Source organism: Helicobacter ibis, from assembly GCF_027859255.1.
GTDB classification, from domain to species: Bacteria; Campylobacterota; Campylobacteria; order Campylobacterales; family Helicobacteraceae; genus Helicobacter_D; species Helicobacter_D ibis.
Genome location: NZ_JAQHXR010000002.1, coordinates 72645 through 91389 on the forward strand (window position 1 = coordinate 72645; position 18745 = coordinate 91389).

The following is an 18745-nucleotide window of genomic DNA, read 5'->3' on the forward strand; positions in this document are numbered from 1 at the left end:
CCTCCTTATTTTTATAGATTCAATAAATACTCTCTAGCACTATCTTTATTATCTATTGGGCTTCTCTCTATTGTATTGCCTTCAAAATTCACCTTATATAAACTACCAGCTTCAGTCTTTCCATATGCTAGAGTAATTGCAATTGCTAATTCTTTATCCTCATTTGTTGCTTCTTTTTCTATGAGTCCTAATGGTCCTTTGCAATCTACAAGCTCTATTTTGCTCATTTTAGGGTGATTAAATGATAGCTTTTCATTCTCATCTTGATTTCTAGCTATCACACATCTAGCACCATTTGGAAGCACAAAATACCTGCCATACTTTACAAGCTCCATATCTTCAAAAATAACTTCTCTATGACCATGCAAGTCTTTTATTTTGTTTGCTATGCTTGTATCTGTTAATAAACAACCACCACCAGGCTTCTCAAACACTTCAATGCCATAATCTTTTACAAGTTGCAATTGCCTATCTCTACCCCTACCATGTATATCAAGTAATTTTTCTCTATCTACCCAGCCATTTATCTCTGGTATTGTTGGAGGAAGCAACTTAGCACACATAGGACGCAAAATAAGCCCCTCTCCGCCACATAACCTCTCAACCTGCCCTAAAGCTTCACTTCTTTGACTCTTTGGTCTTTGACCTAATACCTCACCACTAATTACAAAACTGGCACCCTCTTCTTTCATCATGGATAAAGCATGAGAGAACATATTAGCATGGCAATCAATACATGGATTAAAGAATCTCCCATAGCCATATTTTGGCTTAAAAAGCACATCTTCAAAGAATTGCTTTTTAATATCTACTATTTTTAACTCAACTCCAACCTGTTTTAGTGTGTTTCTTAAAATCTCACTTTTATCTTTTCTTGCTCCAAAGCCTATGTTAAAATGAACCGCCAATACATCAATCCCTAAATCTTTTATAATCTTAATAGACAATAAACTATCAAGTCCGCCACTAAATAGAGCTAATGCTTTCATATATTACTAATTCTCCTGTTTTTAAAATTTTTAAATATTTTTGATAATTATCAAGCAAAGCAAGTTTTGTTGTAATATCAATAGTAGAATCTTGCTTTACTAACGCTATCTTATCATCATAATGCTTAGCAATAATCATAATTATTTGTTCTTTTAGCTCCTTTTTATTTAATGCAATTACATTTTCATCGCACATAATAGCTATTAGCTCACTATCTTCTAGCTCTCCATTTAGTAGCTTTAAATACGCACCTCTTTGTGATTTGAACATATCTATATCAAGATAATTCAATGCCAAATCAAGCAGAGATTCATCTTCCAAAATACTTTTAATAACGCATTTTTCAGCAATTCCATAAAAAGAATCGTTTCTTATTTTACTTTGTAATACTTCAAATGGTTTATTTATTTTAATTAAATGTTGAGGGATATTTAGCCTATATGACAACCACGACTTATACTCCTCAAAGACAACTACGGATAACTGCTTTAAAAACGATATAGATTCATTTAGACAAGAATCTTTTTGCATTGGATTTTGTAAATCATATTTGTTTAAAATATCCACAAGCACAAATTCTATTAGTGGAATTGGATTTGAAAATAACTCTTTTAATTCCTTTATCTTACCACATTGCACCATATCTGCTGGATCTAGCCCATCTTTAAAGATAACAACTCCACCATCTTTTCTAGCTAGAGATAATAAATTTGCAGCTTTTAGTGCCGCACTAATCCCTGCTCTATCTCCATCATAGGCTACTATTACTTTTGGATTACCTTTAGATATAAGGGGTAAATGCTCTTTTGTAAGTGCAGTTCCTAAAGTTCCAACCGCATTTGTAAAACCTGCTTGATGAAGCATGATTGTATCCATATAGCCTTCGGTTATAATTATTTCTTCTTTTTTATATATGGAATCTTTTGCTACATTATATCCATACAGAATCCTTGATTTATTAAAAAGCTCTGTATTGCTTGTATTTTTATATTTTGCTTGAGTTGTAGAATTAGTTAGGATTCTGCCTCCAAAGGCTACTAACTTATTGTTTTCATTTCGTATTGGAAATGTAAGTCTCTCACTTAAATATGCTACATATCGATTTTTATCATCTCTCCATAGCATTTTTGCTTCTGCTACTGCATTTAGATTCAAAAAATTATCTTGCATAAACTTTACAACTTCATAGCTCTTTGGTGCATATCCTAGCTCGAATCTATCCCTTAGACTATCTGTTATACCCCTGCTTTTTATATATTCTCTAATGCTTGGACTTAGATTTTGTATATAAAATACATTTAATTTCTCTAAAATTCTATAATCTTCATTTGGCTTATATCCGCTATCTGTATAATCTAGCGATACATTAAATATCTTTGCTAGAGATTCTAAAGCACTTTGAAAATCTATCCTTTCATACTCCATGACAAACTTAATTGAATCCCCACTAACCCCACAACCAAAGCAATGATAATATCCCTTATTATGATTTATTACAAAACTAGGAGTTTTTTCATCATGGAATGGACAACATGCCTTATATGTAGCACCCACCTTTTTTACTTCGATATACCTTGAAATTACATCTACAATATCTATACTTGCTTTTAATCTTTCTACACTCTCTTGCGTTATCACAACAAAACCTAAATATATTTTTAAGATTTATTATACTTTTAAATAATTAAAATATTAGTCATAAATCTAGCACTTGGGGTATATTTTGGAATTTCAATACAGAGATCCTCTCTTTAGCATAGTAATTTTAATATTTTGCATAGGGGTTATTAGTATTCTTGCATATTATTGGAACTACATAACAAGCAAACAAAAACAAAATGGTATTTTGAAGTTTATGAAAAACTTCGACTATGTTGGGTTTGATAATGAAATAAAAGAGTTTCTAGCACTAAGCCCAAATCCAATGCCTTCAATATTGTTTATGGCTAAAATGTATAGCAAAAGTGCAAATTATGAAAAAGCAATAAGACTATATCTAACGCTACTAAACAACATAAAAAATCCAATAGATAAAGTCCCAATTTTAGAATCTCTAAGTGATGTGTATTATAAAGCAGGATTCCCATTGCGTTCAAAAGAAATATGCTTAGAGATTCTAAAGCATTTCCCAAGAGATGAAGAAGCATTAAGAAAGCTAATTAAAATAAATGAGGAGCTAAGCCTCTATCAAGAAGCACTAGAAGCCTTAAAATGCTTAAAAGAAATAAAAGGCAACATGACAAAAGAAGAACTATATCTACAAGCTAAGATTCTAATAACCAGCAAAGAATCCAACAAAGAAAAAAAGCTCCTAGAAATACTAAAAAAAGAAAAAAATCTATCAAGGATTATTTTGAGCTTTTTTAAAGACTTTTATCCAACACTATTTTGGCAGCGCGTTGAAGAACTAGAAAATAAGGACATATTAAATATACTTGATATTTTATGGAATACACAAATGCAAGAACTCCCAAGCAATCCTCTAAAATCAAAAATACTAAATGATATATATAAAACAAAGGGTTATTATGATGATGATAACTTCAAAAAAGAAACTTTTGAACTAGAATCTATATGTCTCTTGCAAAGAGAAGGTCATTATTTTGGCGACCTAAAATTTAGCTATAAATGTAATATTTGCAATGCAATCTCCCCGCTTAGCTTTGATAGATGTCCGCATTGTGGAGAGATTTTAAGCATAAAATGTATAGCCACACTAAAGGAGAAAGAAAATGAAATGCGTTACTCTTTTTTGTGATGGCTCTTCACTTGGGAATCCCGGTGCTGGTGGCTGGTGCGGAATCCTAGATTATAATGGCAAACGCAAAATAATAAGCGGTGGAGAATCTCACACTACAAATAATAGAATGGAACTAACTGCCCTAATACAATCACTAAAAGCACTAAAAGAACCATGTAATGTGCTTATTGTAAGCGATTCTAAATATGTGCTAGATGGAATCTCAAAGTGGCTACCTAACTGGATAGAGAAAAACTTCAGTAAAATTAAAAATCCTGACCTTTGGAAAGAATACATAGAAGTCTCAAAAATGCACAAAATAGATGTGATGTGGGTAAAAGGACATAATGGACATAAAGAAAATGAAATGTGCGATAATATCGCAAAAGAAGAAGCATTAAAATACAAACTTGGAGAACATAATGAATCTAATGCAGTTTCAAAAAGCAATTAATTATAAGTTCAAAAACATGACTATCCTAAAAGAAGCACTAACTCACAAAAGCCTTAAAAAAAGCACTCATAATGAAAGGCTAGAATTCTTAGGTGATGCTGTGCTTGATTTAATAATTGGAGAATATTTATTTTATAAATTCCCAACCTCACCTGAAGGTGAGCTATCAAAAATGCGTGCTGCTATGGTAAATGAAAAATCCCTCTCAAAAATCGCAAGATACCTACAAATGGGTGAAGTGCTATATATATCACAAAGCGAGGAAGCAAACTTAGGAAGAGAAAAAGATTCAATACTATCAAATGCGTTTGAAGCTGTGCTTGGTGCGATATATTTAGAGAGTAATTTAGAAGAAGTAAGAGAAATTGCAATACCGCTTTTTGAAAAAATATTCCCCAAAATAGACTTAAAACACTTATTTTACGACCACAAAACAAGTCTGCAAGAAATCACTCAAGCACTATTTGGGGTAATACCTGAATATAAATTAATAGATTCAAAAGGACCAGATCATAATAAAGAATTCATAATGGCTGTGTATATAGATAATAAAGAATATGCAATTGCAAGCGGAAAAAGCAAGAAAGTAGCTGAACAAAGCTGTGCAAAAATAGCACTAGAGATGATAGAAAGTAATTCTAAAAAAGGTGATAGATGAACACTTTTGGGGTTAGATTAAGACTTAGCACATTTGGAGAAAGTCATGGAGAAGCAATAGGTGGAATCTTAGATGGATTCCCAGCAGGACTTAAGATAGATAGAAAATTATTAAAACAAGAAATGACAAGACGACAAGGGGGCAGGAATCTATACTCAACACAAAGAAAAGAAGATGATATAGTAGAGATTCTAAGTGGGGTATTTGATGATGCTACTCTAGGCACTCCAATAGGGTTTATAATAAAAAACAACAACACAAAATCAAATCACTACGATAATATAAAAGATATTTTTCGTCCCGGTCATGCTGATATTACATACTATAACAAATATGGTATCTATGATTATAGAGGTGGTGGCAGGGCTAGTGCTAGAGAAAGTGCTATTAGGGTTGCTGGTGGCGCATTTGCTAAAATGCTTTTAAGGGAGTTTAACATACAAGTGCAAAGTGGGATTCTTAGCATAGGAAACATAGAATGCAAAGATATAGACTTTAATAATGCACTTAAAAGCGAGATATATTCCCTTGATAAAAATATAGAAAAACTACAAAAACAAGAAATACTAAAACATAAAAATAACCACGATAGTATAGGCGGTGTTGCACTACTTAAGGCTAGTAATGTCCCAAAGGGGCTTGGAGAGGGGCTATATTATAAGCTAGATTCTGCAATAGGAAGCATACTTGGACTAAATGGTGTAAAAGCAGTAGAAATAGGAAGTGGAGTAGAATCCTCTAAAAAAACAGGAAAAGAAAATAATGATGAAATAGATACAAATGGATTTCTAACAAATAATGCAGGTGGTATGCTAGGAGGGATAAGCAATGGAGAAGAAATTATTATTAAACTACATTTCAAACCAACACCAAGTATATTTATCCCACAAAAAAGCATAGATAAAAATAACAAAGAAACAATATGTCATATAAAAGGCAGACATGATCCATGTATCGCCATTAGAGGGAGTGTTGTAGGAGAATCTATGCTTTCTTTAATCTTAGCTGATATGCTACTTTTAAATGCAAGTAGCACAATTCAATCATTAAAAAAAATATATGCTTAGAGCAGTAATTTTTGCCGATGGCAAATGCGGGGTTGGACTAGGACATATCTCAAGGGCTAAGGCACTAAAATATCAGCTAGAACTTCTTAATATAGAATCTCTACTTTTAGATTCAACTCTACTAGAGAGTTTTGTAGAAAATGAATCTAATACTTGGAGTAAAGAGCTATTAGTTATAGATTCTTACACTCTCCCACTTTCTTTATATACTCTAGCTTCAAAAGTAGCAAAAAAATGTATGTTTTTTGATGATTATTTTAGGCTTGATTATCCAAGTGGCATAATTGTAAATAACGCCTTTAACCAAAATATAGACAATTATAAAGCAAAATATAAAAATCATTCATTGCTAATAGGCAGAAATTTCATGCTTCTGCAAGCAGAATTCTTACAAGCCTTGCAACAAAACCTAAAAAACCAACCAAAAATAAATAAGCAAATAAAAAAGATTCTAATAACACTAGGTGGAGATGATATATTAAACCTAACACAATTTATAATAGATGTAATAAATAGCGTAAATGAAAACCTTAAAATATATTGCATACATAAGAATCTAAAAGAAAAAAACTGCCTCTATAATCTAAGTCCCAAAGAAATGGTAGCACTAATATCAAGCATGGATTTATGCATATCTGCATGCGGTCAGAGTCTAGGCGAGATTCTAGCTTGTGGGAGACCATGTATAGCACTAGAAGTAGCACAAAACCAAAGAGGTAACCTAGAGGGCTTTAAAGATTCTATTTTCTACATAAAAGAAGCATGGAAGTTAAATAAAGATGAAATACAAAATATGCTTTTAGAGCATTTAAAAAACATAAAAAATCAAAAAACAAGAGAAGAACTATCACAAAATTCACTTAAAATACTAAACAACACAAGTAAATGGACAACAGAATTACATCATATTTTCGGCAATAAAATGTTAAAAATTAATTGACTTTTTCTATAAAATCAACTAGAATTAGGGCGTTCTTTATAGCATTAAGTAAAATTATTTTTAAAGAAAGAGTATGATAATAAATAAACATATAAAAACAGAACTAATAGATAAAACCCTGCCAAACTATAATACAAAGCTAAAAATAATAGAAGAAACACAAGAAATAATAGATAGCTTTTTGCTTGATTCAACAAAAAGTGCTGATATAGATAATAAAGTCGCACTACTTTACTCTGCAGATAATGATGAAATTCCAAGTATTATTACAAACTTTAAAGAAAGCCTAGAGGAAAGTGAGCATAAATTTAATGCCTCATTACTTGATATAAATAATATCACTCTTTTTAGTGGTAGTTTTGGTAATTTCACAGCTACATTTAGCGATGATTCATCAGCTACTTTTTCTCAAGCGGTGCTATTTGTCCATGATGATAATTTAATTAGATTTAATGGAGTATATAGCGTTGCTGACTTTGAATCTCCACCTGCATTGATAGAATGTCTAGGTAAAAATATAGGCACATACACATATAAAGAGGTGATTTCGTATAAAGATGATTATTGCCAATACAATGAAAGAAGAGAGAAGCATTGTGCAAAATGCGTAGATATATGCCCTACTTTTGGAGTTGGCGGAGATGATAGCATTATGAAACTAGTATTCTCTCATATAGACTGTATATCTTGTGGAGCATGTATAGGCGTGTGTCCTACAAACTGCTTAGAATATGAAGAACTACCAAAAGAAGGGTTAGAAGAAATAATAGATTTATATAAAGATACTAAAGTATTTTTATGTGATTATAGCGGGTATGAAGAACTTGTAAATAACAATATAATACTAGACGAATCCCTAACTCCAATGGTATTACCAAATATAAAAATGCTAAATGAAAATGACTATCTAACAATCCTCCAAACAAGCGGATATGATGTTGTAATCTATAACAAAAATAGCATTTTAGAATCTGTAGTATCATTCATTAACAATATAACAAATCAAATTTACAATAGAGATTCTCTACTAATAGCTGATATACACAATATAAACGAACTATCAAACAAAGCCCAAAAATTCGCAGAATATCTGTATAAAAATAGATATTCTAAACCATATAGAGAATCCTTTTCACAAAGAATTCAATACATGATAAAAGACAAAGATTACGGAATGGCACAAAGCATAGCACCTACATACTATGGAAACATAAGTATAAATAAAGAAAAATGTACATTATGTCTATCATGCGTAGGTGCTTGTAATGTAAATGCTATTTTTGCTAGAAGTGATGATTTCTCTTTAAGATTTAATCCTTCTATATGCACTACCTGTGGATATTGTGTAGATTCATGCCCTGAAAAGGTAATTGAATTGCATAGAAATGGAATGGAACTAAACTCAAACTACTTCAAAAGTAAAGAATTAACCAAAGATGAGCCATTTAAATGTGTAGAGTGCGGAAAAGTATTCTCTACTAAAAAATCAATAGACAAGATTGCAACGATGATGAGTGTAGCATTTGCTAACGATCCTAAAAAGCTAAAGACATTGCAATGTTGCTCTGATTGCAAAGTTAAAGTAATGTTTGCAACCAACTAAAGGAAATACATGATTCAAGACTTAACACCAATTGAGAGAGAAAATCTGACAAATGCAAGAATCTTATATTATGACTTCTTTTATGGATTATTTGTTTTTGAAATGCTAGATAATAGAGGAGAAGTTTTAAAGCAACAATTACAAGTTATCTCACAAGCACTAATCGATGAAAATCTACTAGAAAATATACAACACCTACAAAATGAAGTATCCACAAATAACACAAAAAGATTCATAGAAGAGCACTCAAAAATGTTTGCATTACCATTTGGTGCAAAACAAGTTGGAATGCATTTATCTCATTATTATGAAAATTGCGTAGGTGGTGATAGTCTTTTAAAAATAAAAGCCTTAGTAAAGCAAAGCGATGTTAGAGTAGATACATCTCTTTTCAAAGAAACAGAAGAGCATTTAGGCTTTATTTGTGGGTTTATATCATATCTACTAAAGAACAACCAAGATGAATTAGCAAAAGAAGTTTTTTTACTAGCAAAAGATGCGTTTTTTGGTCTATGTAAAGAGTTGCAAGAAAGAAGAGATTCTGATTTATATTTAGATATAGCACTTATTTTAGAATCTTTTTTAAAATTTGAAAGTGAGATTATTAAGTAATCTCACAAAAGTCTTTTATGGAAGGCTTTTGTGGGATTATCCCAAATCTCAAAACAAGGAGACACTATGGAGAAAAGTAGGCGTGAATTTCTAAAAACCGCCACTAAAACTTCAGTGGCAGTAGCTGGTGTTAGTATAGCATTAGCAGGTTGTAGCAAGAAAGGCACAAGTGAGAATCTTGTAAGGGGGAAATCTCCTAAAGAAGAGATTCTTTATCAAAAAACACAACAATGGGATATGTATTATTCTGTTGCAAAATAATTCTAAATTAAGGAGGCTAAAATGAGCGAAGCGATCAAAAGACGCAACACTAGGCGTGCGTTTTTAAAGATGACTGCTCTTGGAAGCTTGGCTAGTGCTAGTGTAGCACTTGGTGCAGATAGTCAAAAAACTATGCGTCCAGCCACAGCTCAAGAGTTAAAAGAAAGATATCCAAATTCACAAAAAATCAAAACAATTTGCACTCACTGCTCTGTAGGTTGCGGTGTAATTGCTGAAGTTGTAGATGGAGTTTGGGTTAGACAAGAAGTTGCACAAGATCACCCAGTTTCTCAAGGTGGGCACTGCTGTAAAGGTGCAGACTTGATTGATAGAGCAAGAAGTGAAACTAGACTTAGATATCCATTAGAGAAAAAAGATGGAAAATGGGCTAGAGTAAAATACGATGAAGCAATGGATAAAATTGCTGAAAAACTTAAGCAAATTAGAGAAGAAAGTGGACCTGATGCAGTTATGTTCTTAGGTAGTGCTAAATGTTCTAATGAACAAAGCTACTATATAAGAAAATTTGCAGCATTTTTTGGAACAAATAACATAGACCATTGTGCTAGAGTTTGACACAGCCCGACAGTCGCTGGTGTAGCGAATACATTTGGGTATGGTGGAATGACTAATCACCTTGGCGATATGATGTTTTCAAAATATATTTTAGTTATTGGTGCAAATCCAGCTGTTAATCACCCTGTATCAATGGTGCATATCTTAAGAGCAAAAGAACAAGGTGCTAAACTTGTTTGTATTGATCCAAGATTTACAAAAACAGCAGCTAAATGTGATGAGTTCCATAGAATAAGAAGCGGAACTGATATAGCTTTTGCTTATGGTTTATTAAATCACATAATCGAAAACAAGCTATATGATGAAAAGTTCCTACAAGAGCGTGTTTATGGTTATGAAGAAATTATTGCAGAAGCAAAAAAATTCCCACCAGAAGTAGCAGCTGATATCTGTGGAATCCCAGCTGATGCAATCCGTCATATAGCTGAAGAAATGGCTAGTGCAAAACCTGCAAGCCTTATTTGGAATCAAGGTTTAACACAACACACAGTAGGAACTAGCAACACAAGAATAATGCCTATTTTACAAATGTTCTTGGGTAATATTGGTAAAAATGGTGGTGGTGTGAATATTCTAAGAGGACATGATAATGTTCAAGGTGCTTCTGATATGAACAATCTATCAGATTCTCTACCTGGTTATTATGGTCTTGGAGAGCCTGCATGGAGACATTTCTGTAAGCACTGGGGTGTAGAGTATGACTGGATGCTAAACAGATTTAAAGATAAAAAAATGATGGAAAAAACAGGCTTTGCACACTCTACATGGAAGTTTGGTGTTTTAGATGATGAAAATGCAGCAAACAATGGCGGGACTAAGCTTAGGGCATTGGTTGTTATTGGCTCTGGTATGACTACTGTATCACTTTTAAATTTACAAAAGAAAGCTATGGATATGCTAGATTTAGTAGTATTTGTAGATCCTTATGTAAATGACCTGGCAATATATAGCGATAGAAGCGATAATCTATTTATGTTACCTGCTGCCTCACAAATGGAAACTGCCGGTTCAGTTGCTGCAACTAATAGAAGCTATCAGTGGAGAAGTAAGGTTATGGAACCTCTATTTGAGTGTCGTCCAGATGAAGAATTCTTATTTGGATTAGCTGATAGATTAGGATTCTTAAAGGAAATGCAGTGGAGATTATATGATATTGCAAAGTCAAAAGGTAGAACAGAATTTATTTGGCCTGATGATGCAACAACAGAATTAACACAAAGCATAAGAAGCATAGGTCTTCAAGGTATGAGTCCAGAAAGACTAAAAGCTCACCAAGAAAATTGGCATATGTTCGATAAAGTAACACTAGAAGGAACTGGACCATTTAAGGGAGATTATTATGGATTACCATGGCCTTGCTGGAGTGATAAGCACCCCGGAACTCCTGTAATGTATAATGATAGTATCCCTGTTATGCGTGGAGGTATGGGATTCCGTGTGAATTGGGGAACAACAAGCCCTGATGGTAAGAGTATGCTAACAAATAGATCATTGCCTAACTCTAAACATATTGGAGGACATGCACCTGTAACTGCAGCTAATGCTGAATCTCTAGGCATAAAACTAACAGAAGAAGAAAAGAAAGCGGTAGCTGGAAGCACTTTTGCGTTAGGAATCGGTAATAACATACTAGTAGAAAAAGCACTAGAAGCTGGTCTATGTCCTTATGGTAATGGTAAGGCTAGAGCAAAGGTATGGAATTGGTATGACCAAATACCACTACATAGAGAGCCACTGCATTCAGTAAGAGGTGATTTGGTAAGCAAATATCCTAGCTTCCCAGATAAAAAAGATCACTTTAGAGCAAATATCCAATATGAATCTAGACAAAAAGAAAGAGATTGGGTAAAAGAATTCCCTGTAAATATGCTAAGTGGAAGACTTGTTGCTCATATGGGAACTGGTGCTGAGACTAGAAGTGCAAAATATCTAGCTGAAGTTGAAGGTGAAATGTTTGTAGAAATCCACCCTGATAAAGCTTCAGAGCTAAATATTAAAAATGGCGATCAAGTATGGTTGCACGGAACAAATGGTGCTAAGATTCTAGTTCCTGCAAAAATATCAACAAGAGTGGATTACAATAGCGTTTGGCTACCTCAAAACTTCTCTGGTTTAGATCAAGGAGAATCTAGACTTGATAAGTATCCTGAAGGCACAAAGCCTTATGTAATTGGTGAATCTGCTAATATGATTTCAAGTTATGGCTTTGATTACAACTCTGCTTGTCCAGAGACAAAATGCGGTCTATGCAGAATCGAAAAAGCACAATAAAGGATAAACTATGAGTAATACAACAAATATTTTAGATAATTTCTCAAGAATCAAATTTTATTGTGATACAAACAGATGTATAGAATGTCATGGGTGTGATGTAGCTTGTAAAGAGGCTCATCACTTGCCTGTTGGAGTAAATAGAAGAAGAGTTGTTGTGCTAAATGAAGGTCAAGTAGGCAAAGAAAGTGCTGTTTCAATTGCTTGTATGCACTGCTCTGATGCACCTTGTGCTCAAGTGTGTCCTGTAGATTGCTTCTATATTAGAGCAGATGGGATTGTATTACACGACAAAAAGACTTGCATAGGTTGTGCTTACTGCCTTTATGCTTGTCCGTTTGGTGCACCACAATTCCCTAAAAATGGAGTATTTGAAAGTCGTGGTTCAATGGATAAATGTACATTCTGTGCTGGTGGTCCTGAAGAGACAAATAGTAAAGAAGAATATGAACTATATGGACAAAACAGAATAGCAGAAGGTAAAGTGCCTATGTGTGCTAGTATGTGTTCAACTAAAGCTCTACTAGCTGGAAGTAGCGAAGAAGTAGCCAATATAATCACTCATCGTGCAACAATGAGGGGAGAAAATATTCCAAATGCTGTGCCAAATGTGTGGAAAACTGCCTATGGTAACTAAGGAGGGTTTTATGAAAACAATTAAAACTTTCTTATTAATGTTATTTATAGCTTTTAGCAACTTAGCATTTGCAGCAAACCCTAGTGTTCCACAAGAGGGAGGTAAGCAATATGCTGAAGTAATAAAGGGCAATGATACTTTAATGGTAAATCCTATGAATAAAAATTTATATGGTGGTCCAGAAGTAGAAGCAATCAAAAATTGGGGGATTCATTCTCCTAATGCGGTTGGTTGGGGAAATATATTTACTATTTTACAAGGTAATTATTTCTCAACTATATTTGCCATTATAGTAATTTTAGTGCCTCTTGCATTTCTAACACATTTTATGGTTGTTGGTCAAAAAAAGTTTGAGCATGGCAAGAAAATAAGAGTATTTTCTAACTACAACATAATAGTTCACTGGTGTGCTGCTGTGCCTTTTGTAGTGCTATGCTTAACTGGTCTTGTTATGATTTTTGGGGATAAACTTGGTGGTGGCTCTTTTGTAAGATTTGCTAGAGATGTTCATGGTATTGCTACTATATTGTTTGTAATATTTGGTGTATTGATGTTTTTAATGTGGATTAAACACGCACTATTTAGAGCATACGACATACAATGGCTAATGATAATGGGCGGATACTTAAGTAAGGAGAAAAAACCAGTTCCAGCTGGCAAATTTAATGCTGGTCAAAAAATGTGGTTTTGGGTTTGCACAGTTGGTGGCTTTATTATGGCTATATCTGGTGCTTATATGTATTTTCAATTTGCAGATATTGAGACATTAAGAATGATGGCGTTATTGCATAATGTGCTTGGATTTTTAGTGATTGCACTATTAATTACACACATATATATGGCAGTATTTGCGATTGAAGGTGCATTAAACTCAATAATAGACGGACATATGGGCGAAGAAGAAATAGCTATACTACATAGCTACTACTACAAAGAAATAAATGCTGCATAAAGTCCTAAATATACAAACCATATCTCCTAGTGGCTATACAGCCACTAGAGAAGATAGCGTCATACAAGAAGAAAGAATTGCCTTTTTTTTAAATAATCAAAAACTACTATCAGTAATGTCTCTACCAAAAGACCAAGAATCTCATATAGTAGGATTCTTATTGAGTGAAGGTGTAATTGACAATGTAGATCAAATATCATCTATAAAAGTTAGTGAAAATGGGCTATCTGTAAATATAGAGGCAAACATAGATAAATCTAAACTAGATGGATTATTTAAGGAAAAAACTCTAACTTCTGGGTGTTGCGTCGGCGTAGCTGGTAACTTAGAGGAAAATGTCATTGAAAAATTTGTAAATACAAATTATAAAGTATCAACAAATAGAATCTTTGAATTATTAAGACAATTTGAACAAAGTAGCGAACTTTTTAACCTTACAGGTTGCGTCCATAAGGCTATGCTTGTTTTAGAATACCAAACACTAATAAGCGAAGATATAGGAAGACACAACGCAATAGATAAAGTAATGGGAAAAGCTGCATTAAATAAATTAGATAAAACAAATTCAATATTATTTGTAAGTGGTAGGCTATCACTAGAGATGGTAATAAAAGCAGTGATGCATAATATACCAATAGTGGTTTCAAAAGCTGCGGCAACTTACATGGGAGTAAAAGCAGCCCAAGAAACAGGAGTAACTCTAATAGGGTTTGCTAGAGGCAATAATGCTAATGTATATACTCACAGCGGACGAATCACAACATAATATGATACAATACACAAATGGACTAACTAGATACATGCACTCTCATTAAACATCTAAAAATTATTTAAATATATCGGAGATTCAACTCTATGAGTGATTTTAAGAGTTTACATCCAATTAAACTTCTATCAAAATATGCTATGCCAAATATGGTTAGTGCTATATTTTTTTCCATTTATTTTATTGTAGATTCTATTTTTGTTGGATTTTTCTTGGGTAAAGATGCACTAGCTTCAATGGCACTTGTAATGCCATTTATCATCATATCATTTGGCTTATCAGACATGATAGCTATTGGTTCTTCAGTGCAGATATCCATGTTACTTGGCAAAGCAAAACACTTAAAAGCAAACAATATATTTAGTGCAAGCATTTGTATTATTATTGTAATCTCATCTATAATGGCTTTTATAGGGTATTTTCTAGTGCCATTAGCTTTGGATATTTTTAACACGAATGAAAATATAAAAAGCATGAGCTTAGAATACCTAAATATTTTTTGTTATTTTTATCCTTTTGTTGCCATACCTTTTGCCATTGATAGCTATCTTAGAATCTGTGGCAAAAATATATATAGTATGGCTAACAATATAATAATTTCTATAACAAATATAGTGCTAGATTATTTGTTTATTGTGGAATTATCTTTAGGTTTAGCAGGTGCTGCACTTGCAACTTGCATTGGTTTTACACTTGGAGCGATAATAGGCTTATATCCATTTCTAACCAATAAGCTAACTTTAAAATTTACAAAATTCTATATAAGCCTTGCTTCTTTTCAAAATATTATTTTAAATGGTTCATCAGAATTTCTAAGCAATATCTCAAGTCAAGCCTTAGCCATTTTGGTAAATTATATAATCCTAAAAATATCAACCATAGAATATGTTGCAATATTTTCCATTATTTCTTATATCGATACATTTATAATGTCAGCTATAATCAGCATTTACGATTCAATGCAACCAAGCTTCAGTTATAATTACGCTACAAAGAATAAAGCAAGATTAAAGTGGATTGCAAAATACACTATGATTCTTGCATTTTTAGTATCTCTTATAGCGTTTATCATAGTAACAATATTTGGAGAAGAAATTTTCTCTGTATTTATAAAAAAAGGCGAAGAATTTCTAATACCGCTTGGAGTTAGTGCTTTATTGATTTTTTCATTCAATTTTTTAGTTGCATGGTTTAATCTTTTTATTGGTTCATATCTAACCGCATGTAATGAAGTCAAAAAATCACTCGCCATCTCATTGTTAAACAACTTAATATCTCCTTTTATTGTGTTGTTAATATTAAGTCAATTGCTAGGCATAAATGGTGTTTTAATAACTTCTTTTGTTGCTGAAATTTTAGTAATGCTTATATCGATAAGAATCTTAAAAAATAGCTTCAAACTTTCAGAACAAAGCCACTAACAAAAATGACAATAATTATAAATGGGACAAAATATTTTATATACCCAAACCACAATAGGCTAAACTTGCTTCTACCATTATAATTATTGAGCTCATCAATAGAATCTTCACCTATAACCCAACCTACAAAAATCACAGAACCAAGTGCAGTCAATACAAAAAATATATTTCCACTTACAAAATCAAATGTATCAAATATATTTCTGCCAAAAATAATAATATCACTCCAAGGTCCATAAGTTAAGACACATGGGATATTACCAGCAATAAAAACCGCAATAAGTGTTAGATTCACAGCATTTTTATGTCGCATTTTAAACTTTTCTTCTAATACACTAATTATTACCTGATAGATAGTAATAGAAGTCGTAAGTGCAGCTAACAACAATAGCACAAAAAACAATACCGCAAAGAATCCTCCAAAATGCATATGAGAAAATGCAATAGGCAAACTCTTAAACACCAATGAAGGACCAGAATCAGGCGATAAGCCAACACTAAAGAGTGAAGGAAAAATCATAAAACCAGCCAAAAAAGCTATTAAAGTATTTACAACGCCTGTTATTGTGGCAGTTTTTACTAAATTTTCCTCTTTGCTCAAATGCGAAGATAGTGTAATAATCACACCAAACCCTAAAGATAAAGCAAAAAATACTTGTCCTAAAACATATAAAAATAATTGTGGCGTAATGGCAGAGAAATCTGGAATCAAATAAAACTTAATCCCTTCTAAAGCTCCATCAAGTGTAAAATTCCTAGCAATCATTAATAAAAGACATACAAATAATAATGGCATAAGCCACTTAACTGACCTCTCTATCCCCTCAATAATTCCCTTTCGTAAAATAAACCAATTTATCACAACAAACAAAAATGTATATATGCCTATTAGAAGCGGTGAATTTTCTATATTATCTGTATAAAATTTAGAAGTAGCTTCACTTGTAATAGCCTTTGATAAGTCAAGTCCGATATTTGAATTAAAAAATGAAGTGAAGATATTTACAATATATGATATAACCCAACCACCAAGAACCATATAATAAGCCAAAATACCAAATGAGCCTATAAGTCCCATGTATCCAAAAATTTTCCAATATTTGCTAATATCCTTCTTATTTACACTAAAAGCATCTACAGAGTTCTTGTGAGACATTCTTCCTATGACATTTTCAACCAAGATTATAGGAATCCCAACCAAAATCATAGCTAAAATAAATGTAAGCACATAAGCACCACCACCATTTTCGCCAACTAAATATGGAAAACGCCAAGTGGCTCCAAAGCCTATAGTAGCACCAGCAACAGTTAAAATATAAGTAAATCTATTTGTCCACGTTTGTCTTTGCATAAAAGTGATTGTATCTATAATTTTCTAAAAATACACTGACATTAAGTATCGCAAAAGCACAATTTTATGCTTTTGCTTCTTTTGCATATTTTTCACCCAATTCAAATGCCTTTTTGTTTAACTCAACAACTTTAGCAGGAACTTTGCTAATCATTGTCTCATATACCAAATCTCTATTTATACACTCTGTTAAAGTAACGGTAACAGCCAATGCCACAACTGATTGTGTAACCACATTCCCTACTTCTTCTTTTGCTATTGAAATAATAGGTATTGGATATATCTTGAATCTTTTTTTATCTTCTTCACTAGGAGTTACCAAATTTGGCTCTACTACAATTGTAGCCCCCTCTTTTAAGCCACTTTTGAACTGATCGTAGCTAATTTGTGCAGTTGATAGCATAAACTCTACTTCACCTTCATTTGCATAAGGATATAAGATTTCATTCTTATCAAGCAGTATATCAACCTTAGTAGGTCCTCCACGAACTTGAGAAGTATAAGTAGCAGCTTTAACCCCAAAGCCACCACTTCTTATCTGTGCTTCTGCTAAAATCTCCCCTGCTAGCAAAACACCCTGACCTCCAACGCCTGTAAAACGAAGTTGTCTTCTCATTTTGCACCCCCTTTTTTAGCTTGAGCTTTTTTCTGAACTTCACTATATGCCTTACAATACTCTATTTTATTAGTATCATGCACCAAAATTCCAGTAGGATATTTACCAACTCTCTCATCAAGGCTTAGCTCGTCATATTTCTTCTTAGAAACAATCATGTTCTCAATCCATGATAATGTATCTACTGCTTCACCCATTTTGTTTTTTCTACCTAAGTTTATATGACAATTACTAAACATATCAAAGAAACTAAAGCCTTCATGCGATAAGCCTTCCACTAATACTTTCTCCATTTTTTTAGGATCTAACACAGATTCTCTAGCGACAAAACTAGCTCCAGCAGCTTCAGCTAATTTAGCTGCATCAAATGTTGGGTCTATATTTCCATATTGAGCCGTTACAGTCCACATTCCTTTAGGAGTTGTAGGTGAAGTTTGAGAGTTTGTAAGCCCATAGATAAAGTTGTTAATTAAAATATAATTAATATCTATATTTCTCCTACAAGCATGAATCGTATGATTCCCACCAATTGCCAACCCATCTCCATCACCACCTACTACAATAACTTTCTTTGTTGGATTTGCAAGTTTGATTCCAGTTGCATAAGCAAGAGTTCTACCATGTGTAGTATGCACAGTATTGCAATTTACATAAGATGACACGCGACCACTACAGCCAATACCACTAACTAAACACACATCATTCATATCCCAACCAAGTTTATCTATGGCTCTAACTATAGCTTTTAAGATTACGCCATCACCACAACCCCAACACCAAAGTGTCGGCATTTTATCTACTCTTAAATATTCATCATAATTAAATGCCAT

General features: G+C 32.9%; 18 protein-coding genes. 13 read left to right on the top strand and 5 right to left on the bottom strand.

Features of this window, described 5'->3' with window-relative positions:
- Positions 1-11: 11 nt before the first annotated feature.
- Both PF021_RS03700 and dnaG read right to left on the bottom strand, forming a co-directional pair.
- Positions 12-989 (bottom strand): argininosuccinate synthase domain-containing protein, encoded by a 978-nt coding sequence (locus PF021_RS03700; protein WP_271021074.1) that lies wholly within the window; start codon positions 987-989, stop codon positions 12-14.
- On the bottom strand, positions 967-2628 hold the full coding sequence (gene dnaG / locus PF021_RS03705; RefSeq protein WP_271021075.1) for a DNA primase: 1662 nt from the start codon (positions 2626-2628) through the stop codon (positions 967-969). The genes PF021_RS03700 and dnaG overlap by 23 nt, the downstream gene beginning before the upstream one ends.
- A gap of 85 nt (positions 2629-2713) precedes the next feature.
- On the opposite strand from dnaG, the gene PF021_RS03710 reads away from it, so the two are divergent.
- The 13 genes from PF021_RS03710 (at position 2714) to PF021_RS03770 (ending at position 15948) form a co-directional block, all read left to right on the top strand.
- Positions 2714-3748, top strand: coding sequence for a tetratricopeptide repeat protein (locus PF021_RS03710; protein ID WP_271021076.1), 1035 nt, complete (start codon positions 2714-2716; stop codon positions 3746-3748).
- On the top strand, positions 3723-4184 hold the full coding sequence (gene rnhA, locus PF021_RS03715) for a ribonuclease HI (protein WP_271021077.1): 462 nt from the start codon (positions 3723-3725) through the stop codon (positions 4182-4184). The genes PF021_RS03710 and rnhA overlap by 26 nt, the downstream gene beginning before the upstream one ends.
- Complete coding sequence (rnc, locus tag PF021_RS03720) at positions 4153-4842, top strand: ribonuclease III (protein WP_271021078.1); 690 nt, start codon at positions 4153-4155, stop codon at positions 4840-4842. Before rnhA ends, rnc begins: the two co-directional genes overlap by 32 nt.
- Entirely contained in the window at positions 4839-5909 is a 1071-nt protein-coding gene (gene aroC / locus PF021_RS03725) for a chorismate synthase (protein WP_271021079.1), read from the top strand. The genes rnc and aroC overlap by 4 nt, the downstream gene beginning before the upstream one ends.
- On the top strand, positions 5902-6849 hold the full coding sequence (locus tag PF021_RS03730) for a hypothetical protein (protein ID WP_271021080.1): 948 nt from the start codon (positions 5902-5904) through the stop codon (positions 6847-6849). The genes aroC and PF021_RS03730 overlap by 8 nt, the downstream gene beginning before the upstream one ends.
- Positions 6850-6922: 73 nt before the next feature.
- Positions 6923-8452, top strand: a complete 1530-nt coding sequence (locus PF021_RS03735; protein ID WP_271021081.1) for a 4Fe-4S binding protein — start codon at positions 6923-6925, stop codon at positions 8450-8452.
- Between the two features lie 9 nt (positions 8453-8461).
- Entirely contained in the window at positions 8462-9064 is a 603-nt protein-coding gene (locus tag PF021_RS03740; protein WP_271021082.1) for a molecular chaperone TorD family protein, read from the top strand.
- A 66-nt stretch (positions 9065-9130) separates the two neighbouring features.
- The gene (locus tag PF021_RS03745; protein WP_271021083.1) at positions 9131-9325 is read left to right on the top strand and encodes a twin-arginine translocation signal domain-containing protein; all 195 of its coding nucleotides are present in this window, start codon (positions 9131-9133) and stop codon (positions 9323-9325) included.
- Positions 9326-9346: 21 nt separating this feature from the next.
- Positions 9347-12172: a molybdopterin-dependent oxidoreductase gene (locus tag PF021_RS03750; protein WP_271021084.1), complete on the top strand. Its 2826-nt coding sequence runs from the start codon at positions 9347-9349 to the stop codon at positions 12170-12172.
- A gap of 10 nt (positions 12173-12182) precedes the next feature.
- Positions 12183-12809, top strand: a complete 627-nt coding sequence (gene fdh3B, locus PF021_RS03755) for a formate dehydrogenase FDH3 subunit beta (RefSeq protein WP_271021085.1) — start codon at positions 12183-12185, stop codon at positions 12807-12809.
- A 10-nt stretch (positions 12810-12819) separates the two neighbouring features.
- Positions 12820-13761 carry a formate dehydrogenase subunit gamma gene (locus PF021_RS03760; RefSeq protein ID WP_271021086.1) on the top strand — a complete coding sequence of 314 codons (942 nt, stop codon included), beginning with the start codon at positions 12820-12822 and terminating at the stop codon, positions 13759-13761.
- Entirely contained in the window at positions 13751-14527 is a 777-nt protein-coding gene (gene fdhD, locus PF021_RS03765) for a formate dehydrogenase accessory sulfurtransferase FdhD (protein ID WP_271021087.1), read from the top strand. Before PF021_RS03760 ends, fdhD begins: the two co-directional genes overlap by 11 nt.
- Positions 14528-14616: 89 nt before the next feature.
- Positions 14617-15948, top strand: a complete 1332-nt coding sequence (locus PF021_RS03770) for an MATE family efflux transporter (RefSeq protein ID WP_271021088.1) — start codon at positions 14617-14619, stop codon at positions 15946-15948.
- Here PF021_RS03770 and PF021_RS03775 read toward each other — a convergent pair.
- From PF021_RS03775 to PF021_RS03785, 3 genes are all read right to left on the bottom strand, one after another.
- On the bottom strand, positions 15923-17299 hold the full coding sequence (locus tag PF021_RS03775) for a sodium-dependent transporter (protein ID WP_271021089.1): 1377 nt from the start codon (positions 17297-17299) through the stop codon (positions 15923-15925). The two genes, PF021_RS03770 and PF021_RS03775, sit on opposite strands and share 26 nt — an antisense overlap.
- Positions 17300-17363: 64 nt before the next feature.
- A complete protein-coding gene (locus PF021_RS03780; protein WP_271021090.1) occupies positions 17364-17915 on the bottom strand; it encodes a 2-oxoacid:acceptor oxidoreductase family protein in 552 nt (183 codons plus the stop codon).
- Positions 17912-18745 carry a 2-oxoglutarate ferredoxin oxidoreductase subunit beta gene (locus PF021_RS03785; protein WP_271021091.1) on the bottom strand — a complete coding sequence of 278 codons (834 nt, stop codon included), beginning with the start codon at positions 18743-18745 and terminating at the stop codon, positions 17912-17914. The genes PF021_RS03780 and PF021_RS03785 overlap by 4 nt, the downstream gene beginning before the upstream one ends.

Coding starts and splice junctions, on each gene's coding strand:
- PF021_RS03700 (WP_271021074.1), bottom strand. CDS start 989: ATGAAAGCATTAGCTCTATTTAGTGGCGGACTTGATAGTTTATTGTCT.
- rnhA (WP_271021077.1), top strand. CDS start 3,723: ATGAAATGCGTTACTCTTTTTTGTGATGGCTCTTCACTTGGGAATCCC.
- rnc (WP_271021078.1), top strand. CDS start 4,153: ATGAATCTAATGCAGTTTCAAAAAGCAATTAATTATAAGTTCAAAAAC.
- aroC (WP_271021079.1), top strand. CDS start 4,839: ATGAACACTTTTGGGGTTAGATTAAGACTTAGCACATTTGGAGAAAGT.
- PF021_RS03730 (WP_271021080.1), top strand. CDS start 5,902: ATGCTTAGAGCAGTAATTTTTGCCGATGGCAAATGCGGGGTTGGACTA.
- PF021_RS03735 (WP_271021081.1), top strand. CDS start 6,923: ATGATAATAAATAAACATATAAAAACAGAACTAATAGATAAAACCCTG.
- PF021_RS03740 (WP_271021082.1), top strand. CDS start 8,462: ATGATTCAAGACTTAACACCAATTGAGAGAGAAAATCTGACAAATGCA.
- PF021_RS03745 (WP_271021083.1), top strand. CDS start 9,131: ATGGAGAAAAGTAGGCGTGAATTTCTAAAAACCGCCACTAAAACTTCA.
- fdh3B (WP_271021085.1), top strand. CDS start 12,183: ATGAGTAATACAACAAATATTTTAGATAATTTCTCAAGAATCAAATTT.
- PF021_RS03760 (WP_271021086.1), top strand. CDS start 12,820: ATGAAAACAATTAAAACTTTCTTATTAATGTTATTTATAGCTTTTAGC.
- fdhD (WP_271021087.1), top strand. CDS start 13,751: ATGCTGCATAAAGTCCTAAATATACAAACCATATCTCCTAGTGGCTAT.
- PF021_RS03770 (WP_271021088.1), top strand. CDS start 14,617: ATGAGTGATTTTAAGAGTTTACATCCAATTAAACTTCTATCAAAATAT.
- PF021_RS03775 (WP_271021089.1), bottom strand. CDS start 17,299: ATGCAAAGACAAACGTGGACAAATAGATTTACTTATATTTTAACTGTT.
- PF021_RS03780 (WP_271021090.1), bottom strand. CDS start 17,915: ATGAGAAGACAACTTCGTTTTACAGGCGTTGGAGGTCAGGGTGTTTTG.
- PF021_RS03785 (WP_271021091.1), bottom strand. CDS start 18,745: ATGGCATTTAATTATGATGAATATTTAAGAGTAGATAAAATGCCGACA.